The sequence below is a fragment of the Curtobacterium sp. 8I-2 genome (genome assembly GCF_902506155.1).
In the GTDB taxonomy this organism is placed as follows: Bacteria; Actinomycetota; Actinomycetes; order Actinomycetales; family Microbacteriaceae; genus Curtobacterium; species Curtobacterium poinsettiae.
Map to the genome: position 1 here is coordinate 1,856,296 of NZ_LR732827.1, position 23,252 is coordinate 1,879,547.

Consider the following 23,252-nt stretch of genomic DNA (forward strand, 5'->3'; position numbering starts at 1 on the left):
GCATGGCCCTCGACACCTCGCTCGGTACGACTCCGGCCACCGGGTCGGACACGGCCGCGGGGACGTCCCCGGCGGGGAGCGGTTCGCCGCTCCCCGCCGGTCGGCGGACCACGCGCCGCATCGCGGACTGGCGGAAGCGCGTCGAGATCGCGGTCCTCGCCGGACCCGCGGTCATCGTCTTCGTCACGTTCGTGATCCTGCCCGTGGGCCTCGCCGCCTACTACGGGTTCTTCAAGTGGCAGGGCTACGGCCCGCCCACCGACTTCGTCGGGCTGCAGAACTACCTGATCATCTTCCAGGACAAGGCGTTCCACGCGGTCCTGATGCACAACGGCTTCATCGTCGTGCTCTCGCTGGTGCTGCAGGGGCCGATCGCGATCGTGCTCGCCCTGCTGCTCAACCAGAAGATGCACGGCCGCGGGCTCGTCCGCGTGCTCGTCTTCGTGCCGTACGTCATCTCCGAGGTGATCGTCGGCACCGGGTGGAGCCTCATGCTCCAGTCGAACGGCGCCGTGAACGACCTGTTCCAGAGCATCGGCCTGGGCGGACTCCGTGCGGACTGGCTGTCGAACCCCGACATCGCCATCTGGACGCTGCTCGTGATCATCTCGTGGAAGTACATCGGCTTCGCGGTGATCCTGTTCCTCGCCGGCCTGCAGAGCATCCCCGAGGAACTGTTCGAGGCCGCCGCCATCGACGGTGCCGGCTACTGGCAGATCCAGCGGCGCATCACCCTGCCGCTCCTCGGACCGACCATCCGCATCTGGGCGTTCCTGTCGATCATCGGCTCGCTGCAGCTGTTCGACCTCGTCTACATCATCTGGGGCCAGTACATCGCCTCGACCGCGGGTACCTCGACGATGGCGACGTACATGGTCGCCAACGGCCGGACCTCGGGCAACTTCGGCTTCGGCAGCGCCGTCGCGGTCGTGATGTTCGTGATCTCGCTCGTGGTCGCCCTGATCTACCAGCGCTTCGTGCTCCGCCGTGACACCGCGGGTGCACTCACCGAGAGGAAGAACTGATGGCCACCACGAGCATCGTCGCCCCCGGGCGCCGGGCCGTGCGGGAGCGCCGGTCCAGTGCCGCGATCGGACGCGCCAACCCGCTGACCTACGTCGTCGCGATCCTGTTCGTCGCCGCCAACCTGGCACCCGTGCTCTACATCGTGCTGGGCGGCTTCCGGACCAACTCACAGATCACCACGAGCCCCGCCGGGCTGCCGGCACCGTTCGAGTTCGGCAACTACGGCTCCGTGCTGTCGAGCGGCATCTTCTGGCAGCAGCTCGGCAACTCGACGATCAGCGCCGTCACGACCACCCTCGGGGTCGTCGTGCTCGGGCTGATGGTGAGCTTCGTGCTCGCCCGCTACCGGTTCGCCGGCCGCGGGGCGCTCTACGCCCTGTTCGCCGCGGGGCTGATGTTCCCGATCACCGTCGCGATCACCCCGCTGTACCTGCTCGTCAAGGACCTCGGTCTGACGAACAGCCTGGCCGGCGTGATCCTGCCGCAGATCGCGTTCGCGCTGCCGACCACCGTGATCATCCTGGTGCCGTTCCTGCGCGCCATCCCCGACGAGCTCGAGGAGGCCGCGTCGATCGACGGGGCGAGCCGTCTCGGGTTCTTCTTCCGGATGGTCGTGCCGCTGTCGCTGCCCGGCGTCGTCACGGTCGGCATCCTGGCGTTCATCGCCAGCTGGAACAGCTACATCCTGCCGCTGTTCATCCTGAACAACGAGGCCGCCTACACGCTGCCGCTCGGGGTCCAGTCGTTCTCGTCGCAGTACTCCGTCGACACCGCCAAGGTGCTCGCGTTCACCTCGATGTCGATGATCCCGGCGCTCGTGTTCTTCACGATCTTCCAGCGCCGCATCGTCGGCGGCCTGACCGGGGCGGTGAAGGGGTGACCGCGACCGACGCGACGCGGACCGCCGGACGCGACCCGCGCCTCCAGGCCGACAGCGCGACGGACGCGACCGCGACGACCGCGACCGCGACCGCGACGGACGCGACCGCGACCCCCTCCGGCCCCCGCGCCGACGCCCTGCTCGCCGAGATGACCCTCGACGAGAAGGTCGCCCAGCTCGTCGGCTACTGGCTCGACCAGAACGGCGTCGTCGCCCCCATGCAGGGCGAGATGGCGGCCGTGCAGCAGGGCGGCACCCTGGCGGACATCACCCGCGACGGCATCGGGCAGTTCACCCGCGTCTACGGCACCCGCCCCGTCGAACCCGACGAGCGTGCCGCCTGGCTCTGGGCGGAACAGCGCCGCCTGCAGTGCGAGACCCGGCTCGGGATCCCGGCGCTCGTCCACGAGGAGTGCCTGACCGGCCTCGCCGCGTGGAAGGCCGCGACGTTCCCGACGCCGCTGGCGTGGGGCGCGTCGTTCGACCCGGAGCTCGTCGAGCAGGTCGGCGCCGCGATCGGTGCGTCGATGCGGCAGCTCGGCGTCCACCAGGGCCTCGCGCCGGTCCTCGACGTCATCCGCGACCCGCGTTGGGGGCGGGTCGACGAGTGCATCGCCGAGGACCCCTACCTGGTCGGCACGGTCGGCACCGCTTACGTGCGCGGGTTGCAGTCGGCGGGGGTCGACGCGACCCTGAAGCACTTCCTCGGGTACTCGGCGTCGCAGGCGGGGCGGAACCACGCCCCCGTGCACGCCGGGGCCCGTGAGGTCGCGGACGTGTACCTGCCGCCGTTCGAGATGGCGCTGCGCGACGGGGGCGCCCGGAGCGTCATGAACTCGTACGCCGAGATCGACGGCGTGCCCGTCGCAGCGAACGGCGAGCTGCTGACCGGCCTGCTCCGCGACCGGCTCGGTTTCGACGGCACGGTCGTCGCGGACTACTTCTCGGTGGCGTTCCTCGAGGTCATGCACGGCATCGCCGCCGACCGTGGCGAGGCCGCGGCGCTGGCGCTCGAGGCCGGCATCGACGTCGAGCTCCCGACCGGTGACGCGTACCTCGCACCGCTCGTCGAGCGGGTCCGCAGCGGGCAGGTGGACGAGGCTCTCGTCGACCGTGCCGTGCTCCGGGTGCTCCGGCAGAAGGAGCGGCTCGGCCTGCTCGAACCGGACGCCTTCGCCGAGGACGCCCCCACCGGGATCGACCTCGACACCCCGCTGCACCAGGCGCTCGCGAAGCGGCTGGCAGCCGAGTCGCTCGTGCTGCTGTCGAACGAGGGCGGCAGCGTCAGCGTCGACAGCGGCACCGCCGACGGCACCACCCCCGTCCTCCCGCTCGCACCGGGGGCCTCGGTCGCCGTCATCGGCCCGAACGCCGACCGCGCCGAGGCGCTGCAGGGCTGCTACTCGTTCGCCAACCACGTGCTCGCCTCGCACCCCGACCTGCCGCTCGGCTTCGCGATCCCGACCGTCCGCGAAGCCGTCGCCCAGGCGCTCGGTCCGGCAGCGGTCCGCTTCGCCACGGGCTGCGCCGTGACGGGGAACGACCGGGCCGGCTTCGCCGAAGCCGTTGCGGTCGCATCCGCCTCGGACGTCGCGGTGGTCGTCGTCGGCGACCAGGCGGGCCTGTTCGGCCGGGGCACGGTCGGCGAGGGCAACGACACCGAGTCGCTCGACCTGCCCGGCGTGCAGCGCGAGCTGGTCGAGGCCGTCGTCGCGACCGGCACCCCCACCGTGATGGTGCTGCTCACCGGCCGGCCGTACGCGATCGGCTGGGCGCTCGACGGCGACCAGCCGCGCCCGTCCGCGGTCGTGCAGGCGTTCTTCCCGGGCGAGGGCGGCGGGCTGGCGATCGCCGACCTGCTGACCGGCGTGGCCTCGCCCTCGGGCCGGCTGCCGCTGTCCCTGCCCCGGTCCGCCGGCGCGCAGCCGTTCACGTACCTGCACCCGCGGCTCGGCGGTCCGTCCGACGTCACCGCCGCGGACTCGACGCCGGTGCGACCGTTCGGTTTCGGCCTCGGCTACACCGACTTCGCGTACGACGAGCTCGTCGTCGACCCGGACGTCCGGTCCGACGGCGTCTTCACCGTGTCGGTGACGGTCCGGAACACCGGGGTGCGCGACGGCGAGGACGTCGTGCAGCTCTACGGGCACGACGTGCACGGCAGCGTCACCCGGCCCGAGGTGCAGCTCCTCGGCTACGCGCGCGTCGCGGTCGCAGCGGGGGAGTCCGTGCGGGTCCGCTTCCGCGTCCCGGTGCAGCGCTTCGCGTTCACCGACCGTCGGATGCGCAGGGTGGTCGAGCCCGGCGACGTGCAGGTCTGGGTGGCGTCGCACGCGGCGGCGTCGCGGCCGTCAGGCTCGGTGGCAGCGGGTGGGATCGTCGCCTCGGGCGACGGTCCGGTCCGACACCCCGTCCCCGGCACCGCCACCCAGCGCGCCACCGTCGCGGTCACGGGCGCGGTGCACGAGGTCACCCCGGGCGACCCCCGCCTGGTGGCGTGGTCGCTCGTCTGACCCGGTGACGGACCACGTGCCCTGGGCGTGACCGGGTGACGGACAGGAGGCGCGGTGCGGGCTCGCACCGCGCCTCCTGTCCGTCAGCGGGTCCTGATCACCCGACCGGCTCGAGCCGGTCGGACAGGTCCAGTGACCAGACGGCGACGCCCGTCAGGCCGAGCCGCTCCGCCAGCGCGACCCGCGCACGCAGTGAGCGTGCGTCGGACCACCAGAGCACCTCGCCGCTCGGCAGGGTCGCGGTCCACTCGCCGACCGTCGCGTCCCAGCGGGCGGTCGCGCCCGCCTTCCGGACCCGGAGCCGGGCCTGGGCGTCGGAGAGCTGACCGGCCGGACGCTTCCCCTTCCAGTGGTAGCCGTACCCGGCGACACCGAGCACGATCTGGTCGGCGGGAGCGAGGCTCACGAGTGCACGGGCGGCCTTCGACGACCACGCGAGCGAACCGACCGGACCGGGTGCGTCCGGCTCCCAGGGGCCGTGCTGGTCGTAGGCCATGAGCGTCAGGTGGTCGAGCGGGGCACGGAGGGCGCGCACGTCGTAGCCGAGGCGGGCGTACCCGGCCGCGGTGGTCGACGCGGACAGGGCGATGTCGAGCCGGACGTCGTCGCCGACGGCGGCCCGGAGCTCGCGGGCGAAGGCGGTGAGACCGGGCTTCTCGGCCTTGGTCAGCGCCTCGAGGTCGATCATGACCGAGTCCCAACCGCCCGTGGCCACGTCGGCGGCGAGTGATCGGACGACCCGGGCGCGGTTCGCGGGCGAGGTGAGCAGCCTGCGGGCGATCGGCTCGCTGAAGTCCCCGTCGGCCTCGGAGTAGTTGCTGACGAGCAGCTGCGCGGTGAGCCCGTTGGCGTGTGCCCGGTTGCGCTGGGCCTTGGCGGCGCGCGACGGTGCCGTGACCTTCGACCCCGTGCGGTTCAGCAGCAACCCGTCGACGCCGACCACGTCCATCGCGGCGGCGTTCGCGTCCACCAGGACGGTGTCGGCGTTCTCGGGCTGGAAGCCGGTCACGTCGAACCCATCAGCGTGGGCGGCGGTCGGGGCCGTGCAGCCGGCGAGTGCGAGTCCTGCGGTGAGCGCGGCGGCGAGCAGTGCGGAGCGGCGTCGACGCGGGGTGCCGGTCATGCGGTGGGTCCGTCCGGTCGTCCGGGGTGGCCGGGTGCCGACCACGGCGGGAGCTCGGCCGACGGGTACCCGCCGTGCTGGTCGGGCGCCCGCAGCATCGGGTTGACGGCACGCAACCGGATGCCGGAGGTGTCACCGGCGACCCCGCGGACGGCGCTCGCCAGCAGGAACGCGACGACGTCAGCGGTGCTGCCGTCCGGGTCGTAGCCGTGCCAGGGGTGGTCGTCGCCCTGGGCGCGGCGCAGGGCGCTGGCGAACGTCGCGTCGGCGTCCTCGATCTCCACCTCGCAGTCGAGCACGACGCGGAAGCGCGAGCCCTCGCCCGGGGGGACACCGAGGTCCGTCGTGGCGCGGGGGTCCGGGTCCGCCGGGTCGAACGACCGGAGCGCCGCCGACGGTGCGGTGCCGAACGCGGCGCGGTACTCGGCCGCCATCCGCCCGGCGTTGCTGAAGTGCCAGTGCTTCGCGACGTCCGCGATGGTGCGACGGTCCGCCGGTGTCATGGAGAGCAGGTCGCGGCGGACGCCCTCGAGCCGGACCCCGCGCAGGTACGACGCTGGCGAGGTCTGCAGCTCCCGCCGGAACGCGCTCTGCAGGCCTCGGGTCGACAGGTTCGCGGCGGCGGCGATGTCCGGTACCGAGATCGCTTCGCGGGCGTGTGCGTGCACGAACCGCAGCGCCTCGTGCACGGTGCGGGACAGCCGTGCTCCGCCGTGCTCGGGACCACTCGCCGTGATCGGTGCCTGGTCCATACGTGGGAGCGTACGAGGCGCTCGTGTGGATCGGCCTCCGACGCCACGACGCCGTCGGTATCCGAGGTGCGCGGATGTGACCCGCACCCGTTCGGGGGGCATCGTGGACGCCGCGGGAGACGTTCACCGTCCAAGAGGTACTCAAACTGTCCTCCTCCGAACAGGGTCGGAGGCTCGGGGACAGATCGGAGGATCTGATGAGTGGTTACGAGCGTGCACCGGGGGTCGCCCCGGTCCACATCACCTCCTACCGGGCGCGGGCGCGGGCACGGTCTGCCAGACGCGGCTGGATCGTGCAGTCCGAGGACGACGTCGACCGCGAGCGCTTCCCCTTCGGGGACCTCCGCGCGCAGCGTGGACCGAACCCGTGAGCAGCGACCGCTGACGCGCGACGTCCGTCAGCGCAGGCGGTCCGCCAGGAACGCCGCCTGACGCTCCCAATGCCGGAAGCCGCCGCCCTCGTGCCCGTTGTACGGGTACACGGCGATCTCGCGGTCGGTGGAGCCCAGGGCGTTGAACGCGGCGAAGGTCGTGCGCGGCGGGACGACGTCGTCCATCAGCGCGACCGAGAACAGCGCCGGTGCGGTGATGCCGGCGGCGTGGTTCACCCCGTCGAAGTACGCGGCGGTCTCCCACACGCCCTCGGCTGCGTCGCGGTGCACGGCGAGGTACTGCGCGAGCTCCAGGTACGGACCGCCCACCGCGACGTCGGTGCCGTTCCGCCAGTCGGCCAGGAACGCCACGTCGGGCAGCACCGCGGTGATCGGTCCGACGTGTGCCTCGACCAGGGCCGCTGCGGCGATGGCGATCCCGCCGCCCTGGCTCCCGCCGGTCAGCGCGATGCGATCGGGGTCGACGCCGGGCAGCGTGCGGACGGCGTCGACCAGGCGGACCGCGTCGGTGTACACGCGGCGGTAGTAGTGGTCGGCAGGGGAGCCGATGCCGTTCGTCATCCACCCGCTGGCGTGCGGTGCGGAGCCGTGCGGGTCCGGGGTGTCGCCGCCGGCCCACCCGGAGCCCTGGCCGCGGGTGTCCATCACCACGTGCACGTACCCGGCGAGGGCCCAGTGCACGCGCTCACCCGGGCGACCGCGGCCACCGCCGTAGCCGAGGAACTCGACGACGACCGGCAGTGCGCCCGGGTCGTCGGTCACGGGACGGTTGACCCACGCCCGCACCGGGTCACCGGCGAACCCGGGGAACGTCAGGTCCTCGACGACGAGACCGGTGACCGGGGTCTCGGCCGGCGCGAGGGCCAGCTCGACCCCCTCGCCCGCGGTCCGGGCGGCGGCGATCGTGTCCGCCCAGAAGGCGTCGAAGTCATCTGGGCGCCGGACGTCGGAGCGGTGGGCGCGGAGCGCGTCGAGGGGCAGGTCGGTCAGTGGCATGGTGTGTCCTCCGGGACGATCGTGCCCCCGGCACCGTCGAGGACGGCGCCGGGGGCACGGAGTGTCGGTTCAGCGCGCCGCCGCGCGGTACTGCTCGAGCACCTCCGGGTGCGGGTCGGACGGCACGGTGGTCGTCGCGGTGTCCCACGTCGGCAGGGCTCCGGTGAGCGCCCACGCGGCCTGCTTCGCAGCCCCCGCGGCGACGTACTCGCCGGGCTCCGGCACCAGGACGTCACGGCCGAACACCTGCGCGGCGACGGCGCGGACCGCCGGGTTCCGTGCAGCGCCCCCGATGAGCAGCAGCCGCTCGACGGTCACGCCGGTGTCCTGCACCGCGGCCAGTCCGTCGGCGAGGGCGCAGAGCATCCCCTCGACGGCCGCCCGGGCCAGGTGCGCCCGGTCGGTGGTCGCCGGCGTCATGCCGAGCAGCGAGGCGGTCGCGTCCGGCCGGTTCGGCGTGCGCTCGCCGACGAAGTACGGCACCAGGACGAGGCCGTCGGCCCCGGCCGGCGCCTGCAGTGCCAGCTCGCCGAGCGCGTCGTGGTCGACGCCGAGCAGGCCGCCGATCACCTCGAGCACGCGGGCCGCGTTGAGCGTCGTGACGATCGGGAGGCGCGACCCGGTCCCGTCGGCGAAGCCCGCCACGGTCCCGCTCGGGTCACGCACCTCGGCGTCGCTGACCCCGAAGACCGTGCCGCTCGTGCCGAGGGACACCGCGACGTCGCCCGGGCCGAGACCCAGGCCGAGCGCTGCCCCGGCGTTGTCACCGAGCCCGGCGCCGACGACGAGGCCGGAGGGCGCGACCGCGCCGCCGGGCAGCTCGACGTCGGTGGACAGGGTGCCCATCGCCTCGTCGGGAGCGACCACGCGGGGCACGACCACGGCGTCGTCGTCACCCATCGACGCCGGCCGCATCGGCCGCCCGAGTGCGAGCTCGAACAGTTCCGGGTCGTACTCGCGGCGCACCGGGTCCCAGTACGCCGTGCCGCTGGCGTCGGACGCGTCCGTCGCCAGAGCCTCCAGGTCGGGGCCGAGCGGACTCTCGTCCGCCGGACCGTACCCGCGGAGCCGCCATGACAGCCAGTCGTGGGGGAGCGCCACGGCCGCGACGCGGGCCGCGTTCTCGGGCTCGGCGTCGCGGAGCCACCGCAGCTTGGTCCCGGTGAACGACGCGACCGGCACCAGCCCCGTCCGGGCGACCCACGCCTCCTGGCCGAGCTCGTCGACCATCTGCGCGGCCGCGTCCGCACTGCGGACGTCGTTCCAGAGCAGGGCGTCGCGGACGACGCGGCCCTCGGAGTCGAGCGCGACCATGCCGTGCTGCTGCCCGGCGACGGCGACGGCACCGACGTCGTCGAGGCCGTCGGCGTCCGCGACGGCGGCACCGAGGGCGTCCCACCAGTGGCGGGGGTCGACGGCGGTGCCGTCCGGGTGGGAAGCGCGGCCCTCGCGGACGACCGCACCGGTCGCGGCGTCACGGATGGTGACCTTGCAGGACTGGGTCGAGGAGTCGACCCCGGCGACGAGTGCCATCAGTTCTCCTCGGCGGCAGGCCGCCTCGGCGCGCGGAATGCGGCCGCTGGCGCGTCCGCGTTCAATTCCGCGCGCCCATGAGGTGCTCCATCGCGAGCTGCTGCAGGCGGACGAAGCCGAAGCCCTTGCCGCCGAAGTAGGCGTCGGTGTCGAAGTCCTCGTAGGCGGAGCGGTCGGCGAGGAACGTGTCGTACGACTCGCCGTCGTTCAGCGTCGGCGTCGACAGCTCGCCGACCTTCGACGCCTCGAGTGCCGCCTGCACCTCGGGGTCGGCGCGGAACGCCTGCGCACGCTCCTTGAGGAGCAGGTACATGCGCATGTTGGCCGACGCGGAGTCCCAGACACCGCTGATGTCCTCGGTGCGGCTGGGCTTGTAGTCGAAGTGGCGCGGGCCGTCGTACGCCGGGCCGCCCTGCGGGGCACCGTGCTCGAGCAGGTCGACGAGCGAGAACGCGTTCTGCAGGTCGCCGTGGCCGAACACCAGGTCCTGGTCGTACTTGATGCCGCGCTGACCGTTGAGGTCGATGTGGAAGAGCTTGCCCTGGTAGAGCGCCTGGGCGATGCCGGCGGTGAAGTTCAGGCCCGCCATCTGCTCGTGGCCGACCTCGGGGTTGATGCCGAACAGCTCCGGGCGCTCGAGCGTCTCGGTGAAGGCGATCGCGTGGCCGAGGGTCGGCAGGAGGATGTCGCCGCGGGGCTCGTTCGGCTTCGGCTCGATGGCGAACCGGATGCCGTAGCCCTTGTCGGTGACGTACTGGGCGAGCAGGTTGACGGCCTCGCGGTACCGCTCGAGCGCGGCCTGCACGTCCTTGGCGCTGTCGTACTCGGAGCCTTCGCGGCCACCCCACATCACGAACGTCGACGCACCGAGCTCGGCGGCGAGGTCGATGTTGCGCAGGACCTTGCGGAGCGCGAAGCGGCGGACCTGCCGGTCGTTCGAGGTGAAGCCGCCGTCCTTGAAGACCGGGGCGGAGAACAGGTTCGTCGTGACCATCGGCACGACGATCCCCGTCGACTCGAGGGCGCCCTTGAGGCGGTCGATCTGGGTCTGGCGCTCGGCGTCGGTGGAACCGAACGCGAACAGGTCGTCGTCGTGGAAGGTCAGGCCGTAGGCCCCGAGCTCGTCGAGCTTCTCGACCGCCTCGACCACGTCGAGCGCGGGGCGGGTCGGCCCGCCGAAGGGGTCCGAGCCGTTGTAGCCGATGGTCCAGAGACCGAAGGAGAACTTGTCTGCACGGGTGGGCGTCGTTGCCATGGTGGTCACCGTTCGTCGTCGAAACAAAATGTTGCCGCGCCCAACATAAGCGGTAGTGTTGGCTGTGGCAAGCACGTGATCGCAAAGGAGCGAGCGGATGGCACAGGAACGACTGCGGGTCGCGATGGTGGGGCACGGCTTCATGGGAGCCGCACACTCACAGGCGTGGCGGACCGCTCCCCGGTTCTTCGACCTCGGGGCCGACCCGGAGATGGCGGTGATCGTCGGGCGTGATCCCGAACGCACCGAGGCAGCCCGGCAGCAGTACGGCTGGCAGGCGGCGTCCACCGACTGGCGTGCCGTCGTCGCCGATCCGGACATCGACGTGGTCGACGTCGTGTCCCCGGGGTCCTCGCACGTCGAGGTCGCGATCGCCGCGCTCGAGGCCGGCAAGCACGTCCTGTGCGAGAAGCCGCTCGCCAACACCGTTGCCGAGGCCGAGGCGATGACCGCCGCTGCCGCTGCAGCCCGGGCGCACGGGGTCCGCGCCATGGTCGGGTTCAGCTACCGCCGCGTGCCTGCGATCGCGTTCGCCCGGCAGCTGGTGCAGGACGGCCGGATCGGCACCGTGCGCCAGGTCCGCGCGCTCTACCTGCAGGACTGGTTGTCGGACGAGGACGGCCCGATGACCTGGCGGCTCGACAAGTCGCTCGCGGGCTCCGGTGCGCTCGGCGACATCGGCGCGCACGCCATCGACCTGGTCGAGCACGTCACCGGTTCGTCGCTCGCCACCGTGTCGGGCACGCTCGAGACCTTCGTGACCGAGCGTCCGTTGATGGCCGAGGGGGTCGGGCTCTCCGGCACCGCGTCGAGCGAACGCGGGCAGGTCACCGTCGACGACGCCGCGTTCTTCACGGCACGGCTCAGCGGCGGCACGGCCGACCGCGCGATCGGCACCTTCGAGGCGACGCGCTACGCGACCGGGCGGAAGAACGGCCTGACGCTCGAGATCAGCGGTTCCGACGGCGCGATCCAGTTCGACCTCGAGGCGATGAACGAGCTGCGGTTGTACGAGTCGAACGCCCCGGCTGGGGAGCAGGGCTTCCGGCGCATCCTGGTCACCGAGCCCGAGCACCCCTACATGGCCGCGTGGTGGCCGACCGGACACCTCATCGGGTACGAGCACACGTTCAGCCACCAGGTGAAGGACTTCATCGACGCCGTCGCCACCGGCACCGACCCGTCACCGTCGTTCGCCGACGGCCTGCACGTGCAGCGGGTCCTCGACGCCGTCGAACGCAGCGCGGCCGCCGGCAGCACCTGGACGGCGACCTCGTGAGCGCCGCCGAGCAGACCCGCCGGGCGCTCGTCGTCCGCGGCGGGTGGGACGGCCACCAGCCCGTCGAGACCACCGACCTGTTCATCCCGTTCCTGCAGGAGAACGGGTTCGAGGTCCGGGTGTCGGACTCGACAGCCGTCTACGCCGACGCCGCCGTCATGGACGAGGTCGACCTGATCGTGCAGGTCGTCACGATGTCGACCATCGCCGACGACGAGTTCGCCGGGCTGCAGCGCGCGGTCCTGGGCGGCGCCGGACTGGCCGGCTGGCACGGCGGCATCGCGGACGCGTTCCGGAACACCGCCGACTACCTGCACATGGTCGGCGGCCAGTTCGCCCACCACGCCGGCAAGCACCCCGACGAGCGCGTCGGGGAACAGCCGGACAACTACATCCCGTACACGGTCCACCTCACCGACCTCGGGCACGAGCACCCGATCACGCAGGGCATCGAGGACTTCGACCTCGTCACCGAGCAGTACTGGGTGCTGTCCGACGAGTACAACGACGTCCTCGCGACCACCACTCAGGACGCGCGCGACTTCGACGCCTGGAACCGACCGGTCACCGCACCGGCGATCTGGACACGGCAGTGGGGCGAGGGCCGCGTGTTCGTCTCCGCACCAGGGCACCGCCTCGAGGTCGTCGAGTCGCAGCCACTCCGCACCATCATCGAACGGGGACTCCTGTGGGCAGCACGGTGAACGAGGGGGTGCTCCGGGTCGGCGTGGTCGGCGTCGGGGTCATCAGCCAGCAGTACTTCGAGCACTTCCCGGCCCTGCCCGGACTCGAACTCGCCGCGGTCGCCGACCTCGACGTCGCCCGTGCCCAGCAGGTCGGTGCGGCACAGGGCGTGCGCGGCACCACCGTGGACGACCTGCTCGCCGCCGACGACGTCGACGTGGTGCTCAACCTGACGATCCCGGCCGCACACGCCGACATCGCCACCCGGGCACTCGCCGCCGGCAAGCACGTCTACGGCGAGAAGCCGCTCGCGATGTCCACCGCCGAGGCCGCACCGGTGCTCGAGGCCGCCCGCACCGCCGGCCTGCGCGTCGGCAGCGCCCCGGACACCGTCCTCGGCACCGGCATCCAGACCGCGCGCGCCGCGCTCGACGACGGCGCGATCGGCACCCCGGTCGGCGCAGCCGTCGCCTGGAGCGCCCCCGGGCACGAACGCTGGCACCCCGCGCCGGCCTTCTACTACCAGCCCGGCGGCGGACCGCTGCTCGACATGGGGCCGTACTACCTGACCAGCCTCGTCACGTTCTTCGGGCCCGTCGTCCGGGTCAGCGGCAGCGCGACCCGCTCCACCCGCGAGCGCACCGTCGCCACGGGGCCGAACGCCGGCACCCCGATCCCGGTCGACATCGACACGCACGTCGTCGCGATCCTCGAGCACGAGGGCGGCGTGGTCTCCACCGTGACCGTCTCGTTCGAGGTCTGGGCCACCCGCGCCCCGCTGTTCGAGGTGTACGGCACCGCGGGCACCCTGGGCGTCCCCGACCCGAACCGGTTCTCGGACACCGTGTCGATCGCCACCGCCGACGACCGCTCGTGGCGGGACCTGCCGGTCGCCGCCGGGTACGCCGACGCCGGTCGCGGCTACGGCCTCGCCGACATGGCCCACGCGATCGCGACGGACCGGCCGCACCGGGCCTCCGGCGACCTCGCGTTCCACGTGCTCGAGGTCATGGAGGCGGTCTCCGCCGCCGCCCGAGACCACTCGGTCGTCGATGTGCACTCGCGCGTCGAGCGACCCGCCACCGTCCCGGCCGGGTCCGCGCCCGGATCCTGGTGACGGAACCCGACCACCGCGAAGAAGGACGACGACGATGACGACGACGGACGCGAGCGACACGACGGACACGACCCGGGCCTCCCGGCCGGTCACCCTGTTCACCGGACAGTGGGCCGACCTGCCCTTCGAAGAGGTGGCCCGACTCGCCGGCGAGTGGGGCTACGACGGGCTGGAGATCGCCTGCTGGGGCGACCACTTGGACGTCCGGCGCGCCGCGACGGACCCGGAGTACGTCGCCGGGCGCAAGGCGATCCTCGAACGCAACGGGCTGCAGGTCTGGACGATCGCCAACCACCTGGTCGGCCAGGCCGTGTGCGACGACCCGATCGACCAGCGGCACGAGGACATCGTGCCGCCGCACGTGTGGGGCGACGGCGACCCCGAGGGCGTGCGGCAGCGTGCGGCCGAGGAACTGCAGTGGACCGCCCGTGCCGCCGCCGCGCTCGGGGTGGACACCGTCACCGGGTTCTCCGGCTCGTCGATCTGGAAGACCGTCGCCGGGTTCCCGCCCGTGCCGCCGGCGATGATCGACGCCGGGTACCAGGACTTCCACGACCGCTGGTCACCGATCCTCGACGTCTTCGAGGAGGTCGGGGTCCGGTTCGCGCTCGAGGTGCACCCGTCCGAGATCGCCTACGACTACTGGACCGCGAAGCGCACGCTCCAGGTGTTCCAGGACCGCCCGGCGTTCGGGTTCAACTTCGACCCGTCCCACTTCGTCTGGCAGGACCTGGACCCCGCCGCGTTCCTGCTCGACTTCGCCGACCGGGTGTACCACGTGCACTGCAAGGAGTCGGTGAAGCAGCTCGACGGTCGCAACGGCCGGCTCGGGTCGCACCTGCCGTGGGGCGACCCCCGGCGCGGGTGGGACTTCGTCACCGCCGGCCACGGGGACGTGCCGTGGGAGCGGGTGTTCCGCGTGCTGAACCACATCGGGTACGCCGGCCCGACCAGCGTCGAGTGGGAGGACGCCGGCATGGACCGCCTCGTCGGCGGGCCCGAGGCGCTGGCGTTCGTGCGGCGGCTCGGCACCATCGCGCCGCCGGACGCGTCGTTCGACGCCGCGTTCTCGCAGTCGCGCTGACCGGGCCGCCTGCGTTCGAACGCCCCCACCGCTTCCGGGCGTACCTGCTGAATCCGGGCGTACCTGGTCGTTCGTTTCGACCAGGTACGCCCGATCCCGCTCTCCATCGCCGGCGTTCTGGGAAGGACCGAGCACGCGAAGATGGGCAAGCAAGCAAGCAAGCAAGCAAGGACCGACCGAGAGGACCCGATGGCACGCACAGCTGCAGCACCCGGTGGCGCGCAGACCCCGGCGCTGCGCAACGCCGCACGTGTCCTCCGCCTGGCGCACGAGGACGGTCCGATCACCCGCGCCGAGCTCACCCGCCGCACCGGACTCAACCGCTCAACCACGCTCACGCTCGTCGGCGAACTGGTCGAACTCGGGCTGGTGCACGAGGACGTGCCCGGGACCGGCAGCACGAGTGCTGGCGTCGGCCGCCCGAGCCCGGTGGTCCGTGCCTCGGCCGAGGTGGTCGCGGTCGCCGTCACGGTCGAGGTGGACGCCGTGACCGTCGCACTCGTCGGACTCGACGGCAGCGTGCGCACCCGCGCGGTGGCGGCGAGCGAGAGCGCCCCGACCGCTGCCGAGGCGGTCGAGACCATCGCCGGACTCCTGGACGAGTTGATCGCCGGGGAAGGCCCGCCCACGCGGATCGCCGGAATCGGTGTCGCGGTCCCCGGGACCGTGCGGGTCGAGGACGGCGTGGTCCGCTACGCGCCGCACCTCGGCTGGCACGACGAACCGATCGCCCGTCCCCTCGCCGAGCGCACCGGTCTGCCGGTCCGGGCCGCGAACGACGCGAACTCCGGCGCCTGGGCGGAGCGGCTGTACGGCAGTGGCCGCGGAGTCGACGACCTGATCTACCTCAACGGTGGCGCGAGCGGTATCGGCGGCGGCGTCATCAGTGCCGCTCGGCCCCTCAGCGGTGCGGACGGGTACGCCGGCGAGCTCGGTCACACCTTCGTCGCAGCGAACGGTGTCCGTTGTCACTGCGGTGCTGTCGGGTGTCTCGAGACCGAGGCGTCGCGTGATGCCCTGGTCGCTGCCGCCGGCGTCGCCTCGGACGACCCGTCAGCGCTCGCCGCGGCGCTCGCGCAGCGCCGTCCCGAGGTCGAGCGGGTGGTCGACCGCCAGGTCACGGCCCTCGCGACCGCACTCCGCAATGCCATCCACACCGTCAACCCCGAGGTGGTCGTCCTCGGTGGGTTCCTCGGAGTGCTCCTCGGCCACGTCGGGAACCGCATCGAGGCCGAGGTCCGGGCCCAGTCGATGGCTGCCGTGACCGAGCGGCTGCGCATCGCACCGGCGGCGCTCGGTGCCGATGTCCTGCTCCGAGGCGCTGCTGAACTCGGGTTCCGTGATCTGCTGCGCGACCCGACGGCAGCGCGGCTCAGACCGGCCACCGCGGCGCCAGCGGCGACCACGGCCACCACGCCCGCGGCATCCGCCGCCGCCCCCTCCACGGGTGGAGGTCATGCGGTTCTCGCTTCCTCGGCCGCGACGACGCGGCCGAGGAAGCGAGAACCGCATGACCTCCACCCAGCGCACCAGTGTCCTGCTCGGCACCCAGGACCTCACCGTCGAGGACCGCCCGGTCCCTGGCGTCGACGCCGGCGACGTGCTCGTCCGGGTCGCCGCCGTGGGCGTCTGCGGCTCCGACGTGCACTACTACCGCCACGGCCGCATCGGCGACTTCGTCGTCGAGGAACCCCTCGTCCTCGGCCACGAACTCTCCGGCACGATCGAGGCGGTCGGCGAGGGCGTCGACCCGTCCCGTGTGGGGGAGCGCGTGGCCATCGAGCCGCAGCGACCCTGCCACCGCTGCGCGCAGTGCCTGGCCGGTCGCTACAACCTCTGCCCGCACATGCGCTTCTACGCGACGCCGCCGGTCGACGGCGCCTTCACCGAGTTGGTCACGATCGAGTCCGAGTTCGCGCACGTCCTGCCCGACTCGGTGTCGTTCGAGGCCGGTGCGCTCCTCGAGCCCCTGTCGGTCGGCATCGCCGCCGTCCGCAAGGCCGGCATCGTGCCCGGTTCGTCGGTGCTCATCGCCGGTGCCGGTCCGATCGGCATCATCTGCGCGCAGGTCGCGAAGGCATTCGGTGCATCGCGCATCGTCGTCAGCGACCTGGTCCCGGAGCGCCGTGCGCGGGCCCTGGAGTACGGCGCCACCGAGGTCGTCGACCCCACCGCCGTGTCCGTCGCGTCCGACATCGTCCCCGTCGACGCGTTCATCGACGCCAGCGGGGCGCCCCGTGCGGTCTCGGACGGCATCAAGGCGGTCGGTCCGGCGGGTGCCGCGGTGCTGGTCGGGCTCGGCAACTCCGAGATGACCCTGCCGGTCGAGCACATCCAGAACCTCGAGGTCACGGTCACCGGGATCTTCCGGTACACGAACACGTGGCCGGTGGCGATCCAGCTGGTCGCGTCCGGGCAGGTCGACCTCGACTCGCTCGTCACCGGCCGGTTCGGGCTCGACGACGTCCGCGAGGCTCTCGAGAGCGACACCGACCCGGAGTCGCTCAAGTCCGTCGTCTACCCCGGCGGCGTCCCGGCCTGAGCCGGCACGGTGCGGGCTTCGCTGGCTCGGGCCGCGTTGCGTGCCTGGTGCTGCGTTGCGGCGGGGCACGGTGCGTGGAAGCGCGCACCGGGTGACGACGCGCGCACGGTGCGGACGGGAGGCGCGGTGCCAGGCCGCGACGTGCCTCCCGTCCGGCACGGTGCGGGCTTCGCTGGCTCGGGCCGCGTTGCGTGCTTGGTGCGGTGTTGCAGCCGGGCACGGTGCGTGGAAGCCCGCACCGGGTGACGACGTGGGCACGGTGCGGACGGGAGGCGCGGCGCCGGGCTGCCCCGTGCCTCCCGTCCGGCACGGTGCGGGCTTCGCTGGCTCGGGCCGCGTTGCGTGCCTGGTGCGGTGTTGCGGCCGGGCACGGTGCAGGCTTCGCCAGCCCGGGCCGCGTTGCGTGCCCGGTGCGGCGTTGCAGCCGGGCACGGTGCGTGGAAGCGCGCACCGGGTGACGACGTGGGCACGGTGCGGGCGGGAGGTGCGGGGCCGGGCCGCGACGTGCCTCCCGTCCGGCACGGTGCGGGCTTCGCTGGCTCGGGCCGCGTTGCGTGCTTGGTGCGGTGTTGCGGCGGGGCACGGTGCGTGGAAGCTCGCACCGGGTGACGGCGCGCGCACGGTGCGGACGGGAGGTGCGGGGCCGGGCCGCCCCGCGCCTCCCGTCCGGCACGGTGCAGGCTTCGCCGGCCCGGGCCGCGTTGCGTGCCCGGTGCGGTGTTGCGGCCGGGCACGGTGCGTGGAAGCGCGCACCGGGTGACGACGTGGGCACGGTGCGGACGGGAGGCGCAGGGCCGGGCCGCGACGTGCCTCCCGTCCGGCACGGTGCAGGCTTCGCCGGCTCGGGCCGCGTTGCGTGCCTGGTGCGGCGTTGCGGCGGGGCACGGTGCGTGGAAGCGCGCACCGGGTGACGGCGCGCGCACGGTGCGGACGGGCGGCGCGGGGCCGGGCCACGACGTGCCTCCCGTCCCGCACGTGACCCGGAACGGGGCCACCGCCGCGTCACCGGGACGCGCTACGGTTCGCGCATGACCGCTTCACCGGCCGCCGTCGTGCCGCAGCGCACCGACCGGCGCGCGCTCGTCTCCTGGGCGCTCTGGGACTGGGGGTCGGCCGCGTTCAACGCGGTCGTCACCACCTTCGTGTTCAGCACGTACCTGGCGAGCCGGGCGTTCGTGGACCCGGCGCTCGTCGGCGACACGTCGGCGGCGGGCAAGGCGATCGTGGAGCGGGAGCTCGCGCACAACGCCGCCGTCGTGTCGACCGCACTGACCATCGCGGGGATCGTCGTCGCGCTCGTGGCGCCGGCCATGGGGCGGCTCGCGGACTCGTCCGGACACCGCCGTCGCTCCGTCCTCATCGCCACGATCGGTGTCGCGCTGTCGATCGGCGGCATGGTCTTCGTCGCGCCGAGCCAGCCGTACCTGTTCCTCGGCGCAGCCCTGCTCGGCATCGGCACCGTGGCCTACGAGATCGCGACCGTCGGGTACAACGCCATGCTCGGGCAGGTCGCCTCCGGGGAACGCACCGGCCGGGTGTCCGCCATCGGGTGGGCGGCTGGGTACTTCGGCGGGATCGTGCTGCTCGTGCTGCTGCTCGTGCTCTGCATCCAGGACTTCCGGGGCGACGGTGTCGTCGGCGGGCTCCTGCAGCTGCCGGCGACCGTCGCCACCGGGCAGTGGGACGTCCGCGTCGCGATCGGCATCGCCGCCGTCTGGCTGGCCGTCAGCTCGATCCCGCTGTTCCTCACCGTGCCCGAGGCAGTGCCGGACCGCACCCGCGGCGGTGGCGTGTTCGGCGCCTACGCGGACCTCGGTCGCGACATCGCCCGGCTCTGGCGCGAGCGGCGCAACGTCCTGGCGTTCCTGCTCGCCAGCGCGGTGTTCCGCGACGGCGTCGGTGCCGTCTTCACGTTCGGCGGGATCGTCGCCGCCCAGGTGTTCGGGTTCACGCCGTCCCAGGTCATCCTGTTCGCCATCGCCGCGAACGTCGTGGCCGGCATCGCGACGTTCGTCTCCGGACGCCTCGACGACCGGTTCGGGTCGCGTGCGCTCATCATGGTCTCGCTCGTCGGACTCGCCGTCTGCGGGGTCGGGGTCTTCGCCGCCGGCAACGAGACGCAGTGGTTCTGGGTGCTCGGGCTGACCCTCGCGGTGTTCGTCGGCCCGGTGCAGTCGTCGTCGCGTGCCCACCTGGCGCGGTTGACGACCCCCGGCCGCGAAGGCGAGCTCTTCGGCCTCTACGCCACCACCGGCCGCGCCGCGTCGTTCCTCGCGCCGGCGCTGTTCGGCGTCGCGGTGACCGTCGGTGGGTCCACCCGGTTCGGGATCCTCGGCGTGGTCGTCGTGCTCATCGCCGGGCTGGTGCTCATGGCGTTCGTCAAGCGGGAGCCGCAGGTGGTGCAGGGCTGACAGCCGGCCTGGGCCTCGTCCGCGGCGTGCGGGGCTGAGGCACGGCGTGCCGTCGGCCCGGGCCTGGAGGCACGGTGCCGGTCCGTCCACAGGCTGCGGTTGTGCGCACGGTTGGGCACAGGACCGTGCTCGCGTCGGACGCCACGGGCTCGGGTGCGCCAGGATGGGTCCATGACCGACCAGCGCATCGCCGTCGTCGTCCTCGCCGCCGGGCAGGGCACGCGCATGAAGTCGTCCACGCCCAAGGTGCTGCACCGGCTCGCCGGGCTGCCGCTCATCGGGCACGTGCTGCGCACGGCGTCGTCGCTCAGCCCCGAGCACGTCGCCGTGGTCGTGCGGCACGAGCGTGATCGTGTCGCGGCCGAGGTCGTCGAGCGCGCCCCTGACGCGATCATCGTCGACCAGGACGCCGTCCCCGGCACCGGCCGTGCGGTCGAGGTGGCGGTCGACGCCCTGCCCGCCGACTTCGACGGTGCCGTCGTCGTGCTCTCCGGCGACGTGCCGCTGCTCGACGCGGCGTCGCTCCGCCTGCTCGTCGATGCCCATGTCGGTGCCGCCAACGAGGCGACCTTCGTCAGCGCGATCGCCCCCGACCCGACGGGCCTCGGACGGATCGTGCGTGATGACGCCGGCGCCTTCGTCAGCGTCGTCGAGCACAAGGACGCGACGGCCGAACAGCTGGCCATCACCGAGGCGAACGCGGGCATCTACGCGTTCGACGTCGCGCGGTTGCGGGCGGTCCTGCCGTCGCTCACCACGGCGAACGCGCAGGGCGAGAAGTACATCACCGACGCCCCCGCGCTGATCAGTGAGCGCGGCGGGCGCATCGACGTCGTCACCCTGACCGACCCGTGGCTCGTCGCCGGCATCAACGACCGTGCGCAGCTCTCCGACGCCGCGCGCGAGCTCAACGCCCGCATCGTCCGCGGCCACCAGCTCGCCGGTGTCACCGTGCAGGACCCGGCGACCACCTGGATCGACCTCGACGTCACCATCGAGCCCGACGCCGAAGTCCTGCCCGGCACCCAGCTCATCGGCGCCACCGCGATCGCCGCCGGTGCCGTCGTCGGTCCGGACACCACGCTGCGCGACACCGAGGTCGGTGCCCGCGCCACGGTCAACCGCGTCGACGCCACCCTCGCGGTGATCGGGGACGGCGCCTCGGTCGGCCCGTTCGCCTACCTGCGGCCCGGCACGATCCTCGGCGACGACGGCAAGATCGGCACCTTCGTCGAGACGAAGAACGCCCGGATCGGTCGCGGCAGCAAGGTCCCGCACCTGTCCTACATCGGCGACGCCGAGGTGGGCGAGGACTCGAACATCGGCGCGAACACCATCACCGCGAACTACGACGGCGTGCACAAGCACCGAACCGAGGTCGGCTCGAACGTCCGTACAGGCTCGCACAACGTGTTCGTCGCCCCCGTTAGGATTGGTGACGGTGCGTACACCGGCGCCGGGACCACCGTCCGCAAGGACGTTCCGGCAGGATCGCTCGCGATCAGCTACGCCCCACAGCGCAACACCGACGGATGGGTCGAGGAACACCGACCCGGCACACCGGCGGCCGAGGCTGCTCGGCTCGCGAACGGCGAATAGATCCTGGCGACCACCCGTCGCCGACATCGACCCCTCGTGGGTCAGGGAGTGAGCACCGCACTTGTCCGGAATCAAGACAACCGGCCAGAAACGACTCGTCCTCGTCTCGGGGCGAGCACACCCGGCGCTCTCTGCCGAGATCGCGGAGGAGCTCGGGGTCGACCTCGTGCCGACCGATGCACGGACGTTCGCGAACGGTGAGCTGTACGCCCGCTTCGACGAGTCGGTCCGTGGCTGCGACGCCTTCGTCATCCAGTCGCACACCGCGCCGATCAACGAGTGGCTCATGGAGCAGCTCATCATGGTCGATGCCCTGAAGCGTGCCTCGGCGAAGCGCATCACCGTCGTGGCGCCGTTCTACCCCTACGCCCGCCAGGACAAGAAGGGCCGCGGCCGCGAGCCGATCTCGGCCCGCCTCGTCGCCGACCTGTTCAAGGCTGCCGGCGCGCACCGCATCATGAGCGTCGACCTGCACGCTGCGCAGATCCAGGGCTTCTTCGACGGCCCCGTCGACCACCTGTTCGCGATGCCGGTGCTGCTCGAGCGCTTCCGCCAGATCCTCGACCCGAAGACGCTCACCGTCGTGTCGCCGGACATGGGCCGCGTCCGTGTCGCCGACATCTGGTCCGAGAAGCTCGGCGCGCCGCTCGCCATCATCCACAAGCGTCGCGACCCGCTCGTGCCGAACCAGGTCTCGGTGCACGAGATCGTCGGTGACGTCAGCGGTCGCGTCTGCCTGCTCGTCGACGACCTGATCGACACCGGCCGCACGATCGCGAAGGCTGCCGAGGCGCTCAAGGACGCTGGCGCCACGGGTGTCGTCGTCGCCGCGACCCACGCCGTGTTCTCCGACCCCGCCACCGAGCTGCTGCAGAGCGAGTTCATCGACCGCGTGGTCGTGACGGACACCCTGCCCCTGCCGATGGACAAGCGCTGGGACCGCCTCGAGGTGCTGCCGATCGCGCCGCTCATCGCCCGTGCCATCCACGAGGTCTTCGACGATGGTTCCGTGACGTCGATGTTCGACGGCGCAGCGTAGCGAGCCGTCGACCCATGGGCACAGCGCACGGCGCAGGACCATCTCCGCGACGTGACGTGTCCCGCTGCCCGTGGTGACCCATCCCGCGCGTGACGCCCTCGCGGCCCGGCTCCGGGCCGCGGGGAGCGTCTTCGCCGAGGATGAAGCCGACCTGCTGCTCGAGGCCGGTGACGGTGAGCCGGTGCGACTCCGCACCCTCGTGCAGCGTCGGCTGGCCGGTGAGCCGCTCGAGTACGTGCTCGGCTGGGCCGCCTTCGACGGGCACCGCATCCGGGTGACCCCCGGGGTCTTCGTGCCGCGCGCCCGCACCACCCTCGTCGTCGAGCAGGCTGCGCGTCGGCTGCAGCGCTACGACCGCGTGGTCGACCTGTGCTGCGGCGCGGGTGCGATCTCGGTCGCCCTGTTCGGACGCGTCGGCGCGCTCGACCTCGTCGCCACCGACATCGACCCGGATGCCGTCGACGTCGCTGCCGAGAACATCGGCGACCGCGGCATCGTCGTCGCAGGCGATCTGTTCGCGCCGTTGCCCGAGCGGTTCCGCGGGGCCGTGACGGTCATCGCGGTGAACGCCCCGTACGTGCCGACGGCCTCGATCGCGTTGATGCCGACCGAGGCCCGGGAACACGAGCACCGAATCGCCCTCGACGGTGGTGCGGACGGCCTCGACCTGCACCGTCGGATCGCCGCGAGCGCGGGGGAGTGGCTCCGGCCCGGTGGCGCGGTCGTCATCGAGGTGTCCGAAGCCCAGGCCGAGGCGTCCGTCGCTGCGTTCGCGGCCGCCGGCTTCACCACCGCTGTCGAGCGGGACGCCGAGGTCGACGGCACCTGCATCGTCGCGACCCTGCCCGCCTGACCGCACGCTGCCCGCCGGTGCTCGGTGCTCGGTGCCCGGCGCCCGGCCCCTGCCGCCGAGTGGTGACGACATGCTGCTCAGGTTCGCCGGGGCGGCACGAAGTGTCGCCTGCGCGTCCGCGAACCGACGCTTCCTGCACCCTCGGCGCGACGCATGTGGCGTGTCACGCGACCA

The 23,252-nt window shown here is 72.7% G+C and carries 17 protein-coding genes and 1 pseudogene; 13 read left to right on the forward strand and 5 right to left on the reverse strand.

The annotated features are described in order from the left end of the window. Positions 1-2: 2 nt before the first annotated feature. From BOSE127_RS12620 to BOSE127_RS12630, 3 genes are all read left to right on the forward strand, one after another. A complete protein-coding gene (locus BOSE127_RS12620) occupies positions 3-1,025 on the forward strand; it encodes a carbohydrate ABC transporter permease (protein WP_017886792.1) in 1,023 nt (340 codons plus the stop codon). Further along, entirely contained in the window at positions 1,025-1,906 is an 882-nt protein-coding gene (locus BOSE127_RS12625; protein WP_017886791.1) for a carbohydrate ABC transporter permease, read from the forward strand. Before BOSE127_RS12620 ends, BOSE127_RS12625 begins: the two co-directional genes overlap by 1 nt. Positions 1,907-2,055: 149 nt before the next feature. Continuing rightward, a complete protein-coding gene (locus BOSE127_RS12630) occupies positions 2,056-4,419 on the forward strand; it encodes a beta-glucosidase (RefSeq protein ID WP_442873464.1) in 2,364 nt (787 codons plus the stop codon). A 97-nt stretch (positions 4,420-4,516) separates the two neighbouring features. Here BOSE127_RS12630 and BOSE127_RS12635 read toward each other — a convergent pair whose 3' ends face one another. The 5 genes from BOSE127_RS12635 to xylA all read right to left on the reverse strand — a co-directional run bounded on the left by BOSE127_RS12635 (position 4,517) and on the right by xylA (position 10,470). Then, positions 4,517-5,542 (reverse strand): glycosyl hydrolase family 18 protein, encoded by a 1,026-nt coding sequence (locus tag BOSE127_RS12635; protein ID WP_140448393.1) that lies wholly within the window; start codon positions 5,540-5,542, stop codon positions 4,517-4,519. Further along, positions 5,539-6,294 (reverse strand): helix-turn-helix domain-containing protein, encoded by a 756-nt coding sequence (locus tag BOSE127_RS12640; protein WP_159557457.1) that lies wholly within the window; start codon positions 6,292-6,294, stop codon positions 5,539-5,541. Before BOSE127_RS12640 ends, BOSE127_RS12635 begins: the two co-directional genes overlap by 4 nt. A 398-nt stretch (positions 6,295-6,692) precedes the next feature. After that, entirely contained in the window at positions 6,693-7,682 is a 990-nt protein-coding gene (locus tag BOSE127_RS12645) for an acetylxylan esterase (protein ID WP_159557459.1), read from the reverse strand. A 69-nt stretch (positions 7,683-7,751) separates the two neighbouring features. After that, positions 7,752-9,215: a xylulokinase gene (xylB, locus tag BOSE127_RS12650; RefSeq protein ID WP_159557461.1), complete on the reverse strand. Its 1,464-nt coding sequence runs from the start codon at positions 9,213-9,215 to the stop codon at positions 7,752-7,754. Between the two features lie 61 nt (positions 9,216-9,276). After that, the gene (gene xylA / locus BOSE127_RS12655; protein WP_031259514.1) at positions 9,277-10,470 is read right to left on the reverse strand and encodes a xylose isomerase; all 1,194 of its coding nucleotides are present in this window, start codon (positions 10,468-10,470) and stop codon (positions 9,277-9,279) included. 97 nt (positions 10,471-10,567) lie between these two features. Between xylA and BOSE127_RS12660 the strand changes: the two genes are divergently transcribed. The 10 genes and pseudogenes from BOSE127_RS12660 (at position 10,568) to BOSE127_RS12705 (ending at position 23,078) form a co-directional block, all read left to right on the forward strand. Beyond that, complete coding sequence (locus tag BOSE127_RS12660; RefSeq protein WP_159557463.1) at positions 10,568-11,749, forward strand: Gfo/Idh/MocA family protein; 1,182 nt, start codon at positions 10,568-10,570, stop codon at positions 11,747-11,749. Continuing rightward, on the forward strand, positions 11,746-12,453 hold the full coding sequence (locus tag BOSE127_RS12665; RefSeq protein ID WP_159557465.1) for a ThuA domain-containing protein: 708 nt from the start codon (positions 11,746-11,748) through the stop codon (positions 12,451-12,453). The genes BOSE127_RS12660 and BOSE127_RS12665 overlap by 4 nt, the downstream gene beginning before the upstream one ends. Further along, positions 12,438-13,550 carry a Gfo/Idh/MocA family protein gene (locus BOSE127_RS12670; RefSeq protein WP_159557467.1) on the forward strand — a complete coding sequence of 371 codons (1,113 nt, stop codon included), beginning with the start codon at positions 12,438-12,440 and terminating at the stop codon, positions 13,548-13,550. The genes BOSE127_RS12665 and BOSE127_RS12670 overlap by 16 nt, the downstream gene beginning before the upstream one ends. Positions 13,551-13,584: 34 nt before the next feature. Next, positions 13,585-14,634: a sugar phosphate isomerase/epimerase family protein gene (locus BOSE127_RS12675; protein ID WP_159557469.1), complete on the forward strand. Its 1,050-nt coding sequence runs from the start codon at positions 13,585-13,587 to the stop codon at positions 14,632-14,634. 189 nt (positions 14,635-14,823) lie between these two features. Then, positions 14,824-15,906 (forward strand): annotated as a pseudogene (locus BOSE127_RS12680) (ROK family protein); the annotation flags it as partial. A gap of 238 nt (positions 15,907-16,144) precedes the next feature. After that, a complete protein-coding gene (locus BOSE127_RS12685) occupies positions 16,145-17,176 on the forward strand; it encodes an NAD(P)-dependent alcohol dehydrogenase (protein ID WP_042537745.1) in 1,032 nt (343 codons plus the stop codon). A gap of 1,028 nt (positions 17,177-18,204) precedes the next feature. Continuing rightward, positions 18,205-19,587 carry an MFS transporter gene (locus BOSE127_RS12690; protein ID WP_056072789.1) on the forward strand — a complete coding sequence of 461 codons (1,383 nt, stop codon included), beginning with the start codon at positions 18,205-18,207 and terminating at the stop codon, positions 19,585-19,587. 171 nt (positions 19,588-19,758) lie between these two features. Further along, a complete protein-coding gene (glmU, locus tag BOSE127_RS12695; RefSeq protein WP_159557471.1) occupies positions 19,759-21,186 on the forward strand; it encodes a bifunctional UDP-N-acetylglucosamine diphosphorylase/glucosamine-1-phosphate N-acetyltransferase GlmU in 1,428 nt (475 codons plus the stop codon). A gap of 61 nt (positions 21,187-21,247) precedes the next feature. Beyond that, positions 21,248-22,225: a ribose-phosphate diphosphokinase gene (locus BOSE127_RS12700; RefSeq protein WP_017886775.1), complete on the forward strand. Its 978-nt coding sequence runs from the start codon at positions 21,248-21,250 to the stop codon at positions 22,223-22,225. Positions 22,226-22,298: 73 nt separating this feature from the next. Next, on the forward strand, positions 22,299-23,078 hold the full coding sequence (locus BOSE127_RS12705; RefSeq protein ID WP_328698930.1) for a putative protein N(5)-glutamine methyltransferase: 780 nt from the start codon (positions 22,299-22,301) through the stop codon (positions 23,076-23,078). Positions 23,079-23,252 lie beyond the last annotated feature (174 nt).

Bases quoted from the DNA above. Each gene is read 5' to 3' on its own strand.
- BOSE127_RS12640 (WP_159557457.1), bottom strand. From the start codon at position 6,294: ATGGACCAGGCACCGATCACGGCGAGTGGTCCCGAGCACGGCGGAGCA.
- BOSE127_RS12635 (WP_140448393.1), bottom strand. From the start codon at position 5,542: ATGACCGGCACCCCGCGTCGACGCCGCTCCGCACTGCTCGCCGCCGCG.
- xylB (WP_159557461.1), bottom strand. From the start codon at position 9,215: ATGGCACTCGTCGCCGGGGTCGACTCCTCGACCCAGTCCTGCAAGGTC.
- BOSE127_RS12660 (WP_159557463.1), top strand. From the start codon at position 10,568: ATGGCACAGGAACGACTGCGGGTCGCGATGGTGGGGCACGGCTTCATG.
- BOSE127_RS12675 (WP_159557469.1), top strand. From the start codon at position 13,585: ATGACGACGACGGACGCGAGCGACACGACGGACACGACCCGGGCCTCC.
- BOSE127_RS12625 (WP_017886791.1), top strand. From the start codon at position 1,025: ATGGCCACCACGAGCATCGTCGCCCCCGGGCGCCGGGCCGTGCGGGAG.
- xylA (WP_031259514.1), bottom strand. From the start codon at position 10,470: ATGGCAACGACGCCCACCCGTGCAGACAAGTTCTCCTTCGGTCTCTGG.
- BOSE127_RS12685 (WP_042537745.1), top strand. From the start codon at position 16,145: ATGACCTCCACCCAGCGCACCAGTGTCCTGCTCGGCACCCAGGACCTC.
- BOSE127_RS12645 (WP_159557459.1), bottom strand. From the start codon at position 7,682: ATGCCACTGACCGACCTGCCCCTCGACGCGCTCCGCGCCCACCGCTCC.
- BOSE127_RS12630 (WP_442873464.1), top strand. From the start codon at position 2,056: ATGACCCTCGACGAGAAGGTCGCCCAGCTCGTCGGCTACTGGCTCGAC.
- BOSE127_RS12690 (WP_056072789.1), top strand. From the start codon at position 18,205: ATGACCGCTTCACCGGCCGCCGTCGTGCCGCAGCGCACCGACCGGCGC.
- glmU (WP_159557471.1), top strand. From the start codon at position 19,759: ATGACCGACCAGCGCATCGCCGTCGTCGTCCTCGCCGCCGGGCAGGGC.
- BOSE127_RS12620 (WP_017886792.1), top strand. From the start codon at position 3: ATGGCCCTCGACACCTCGCTCGGTACGACTCCGGCCACCGGGTCGGAC.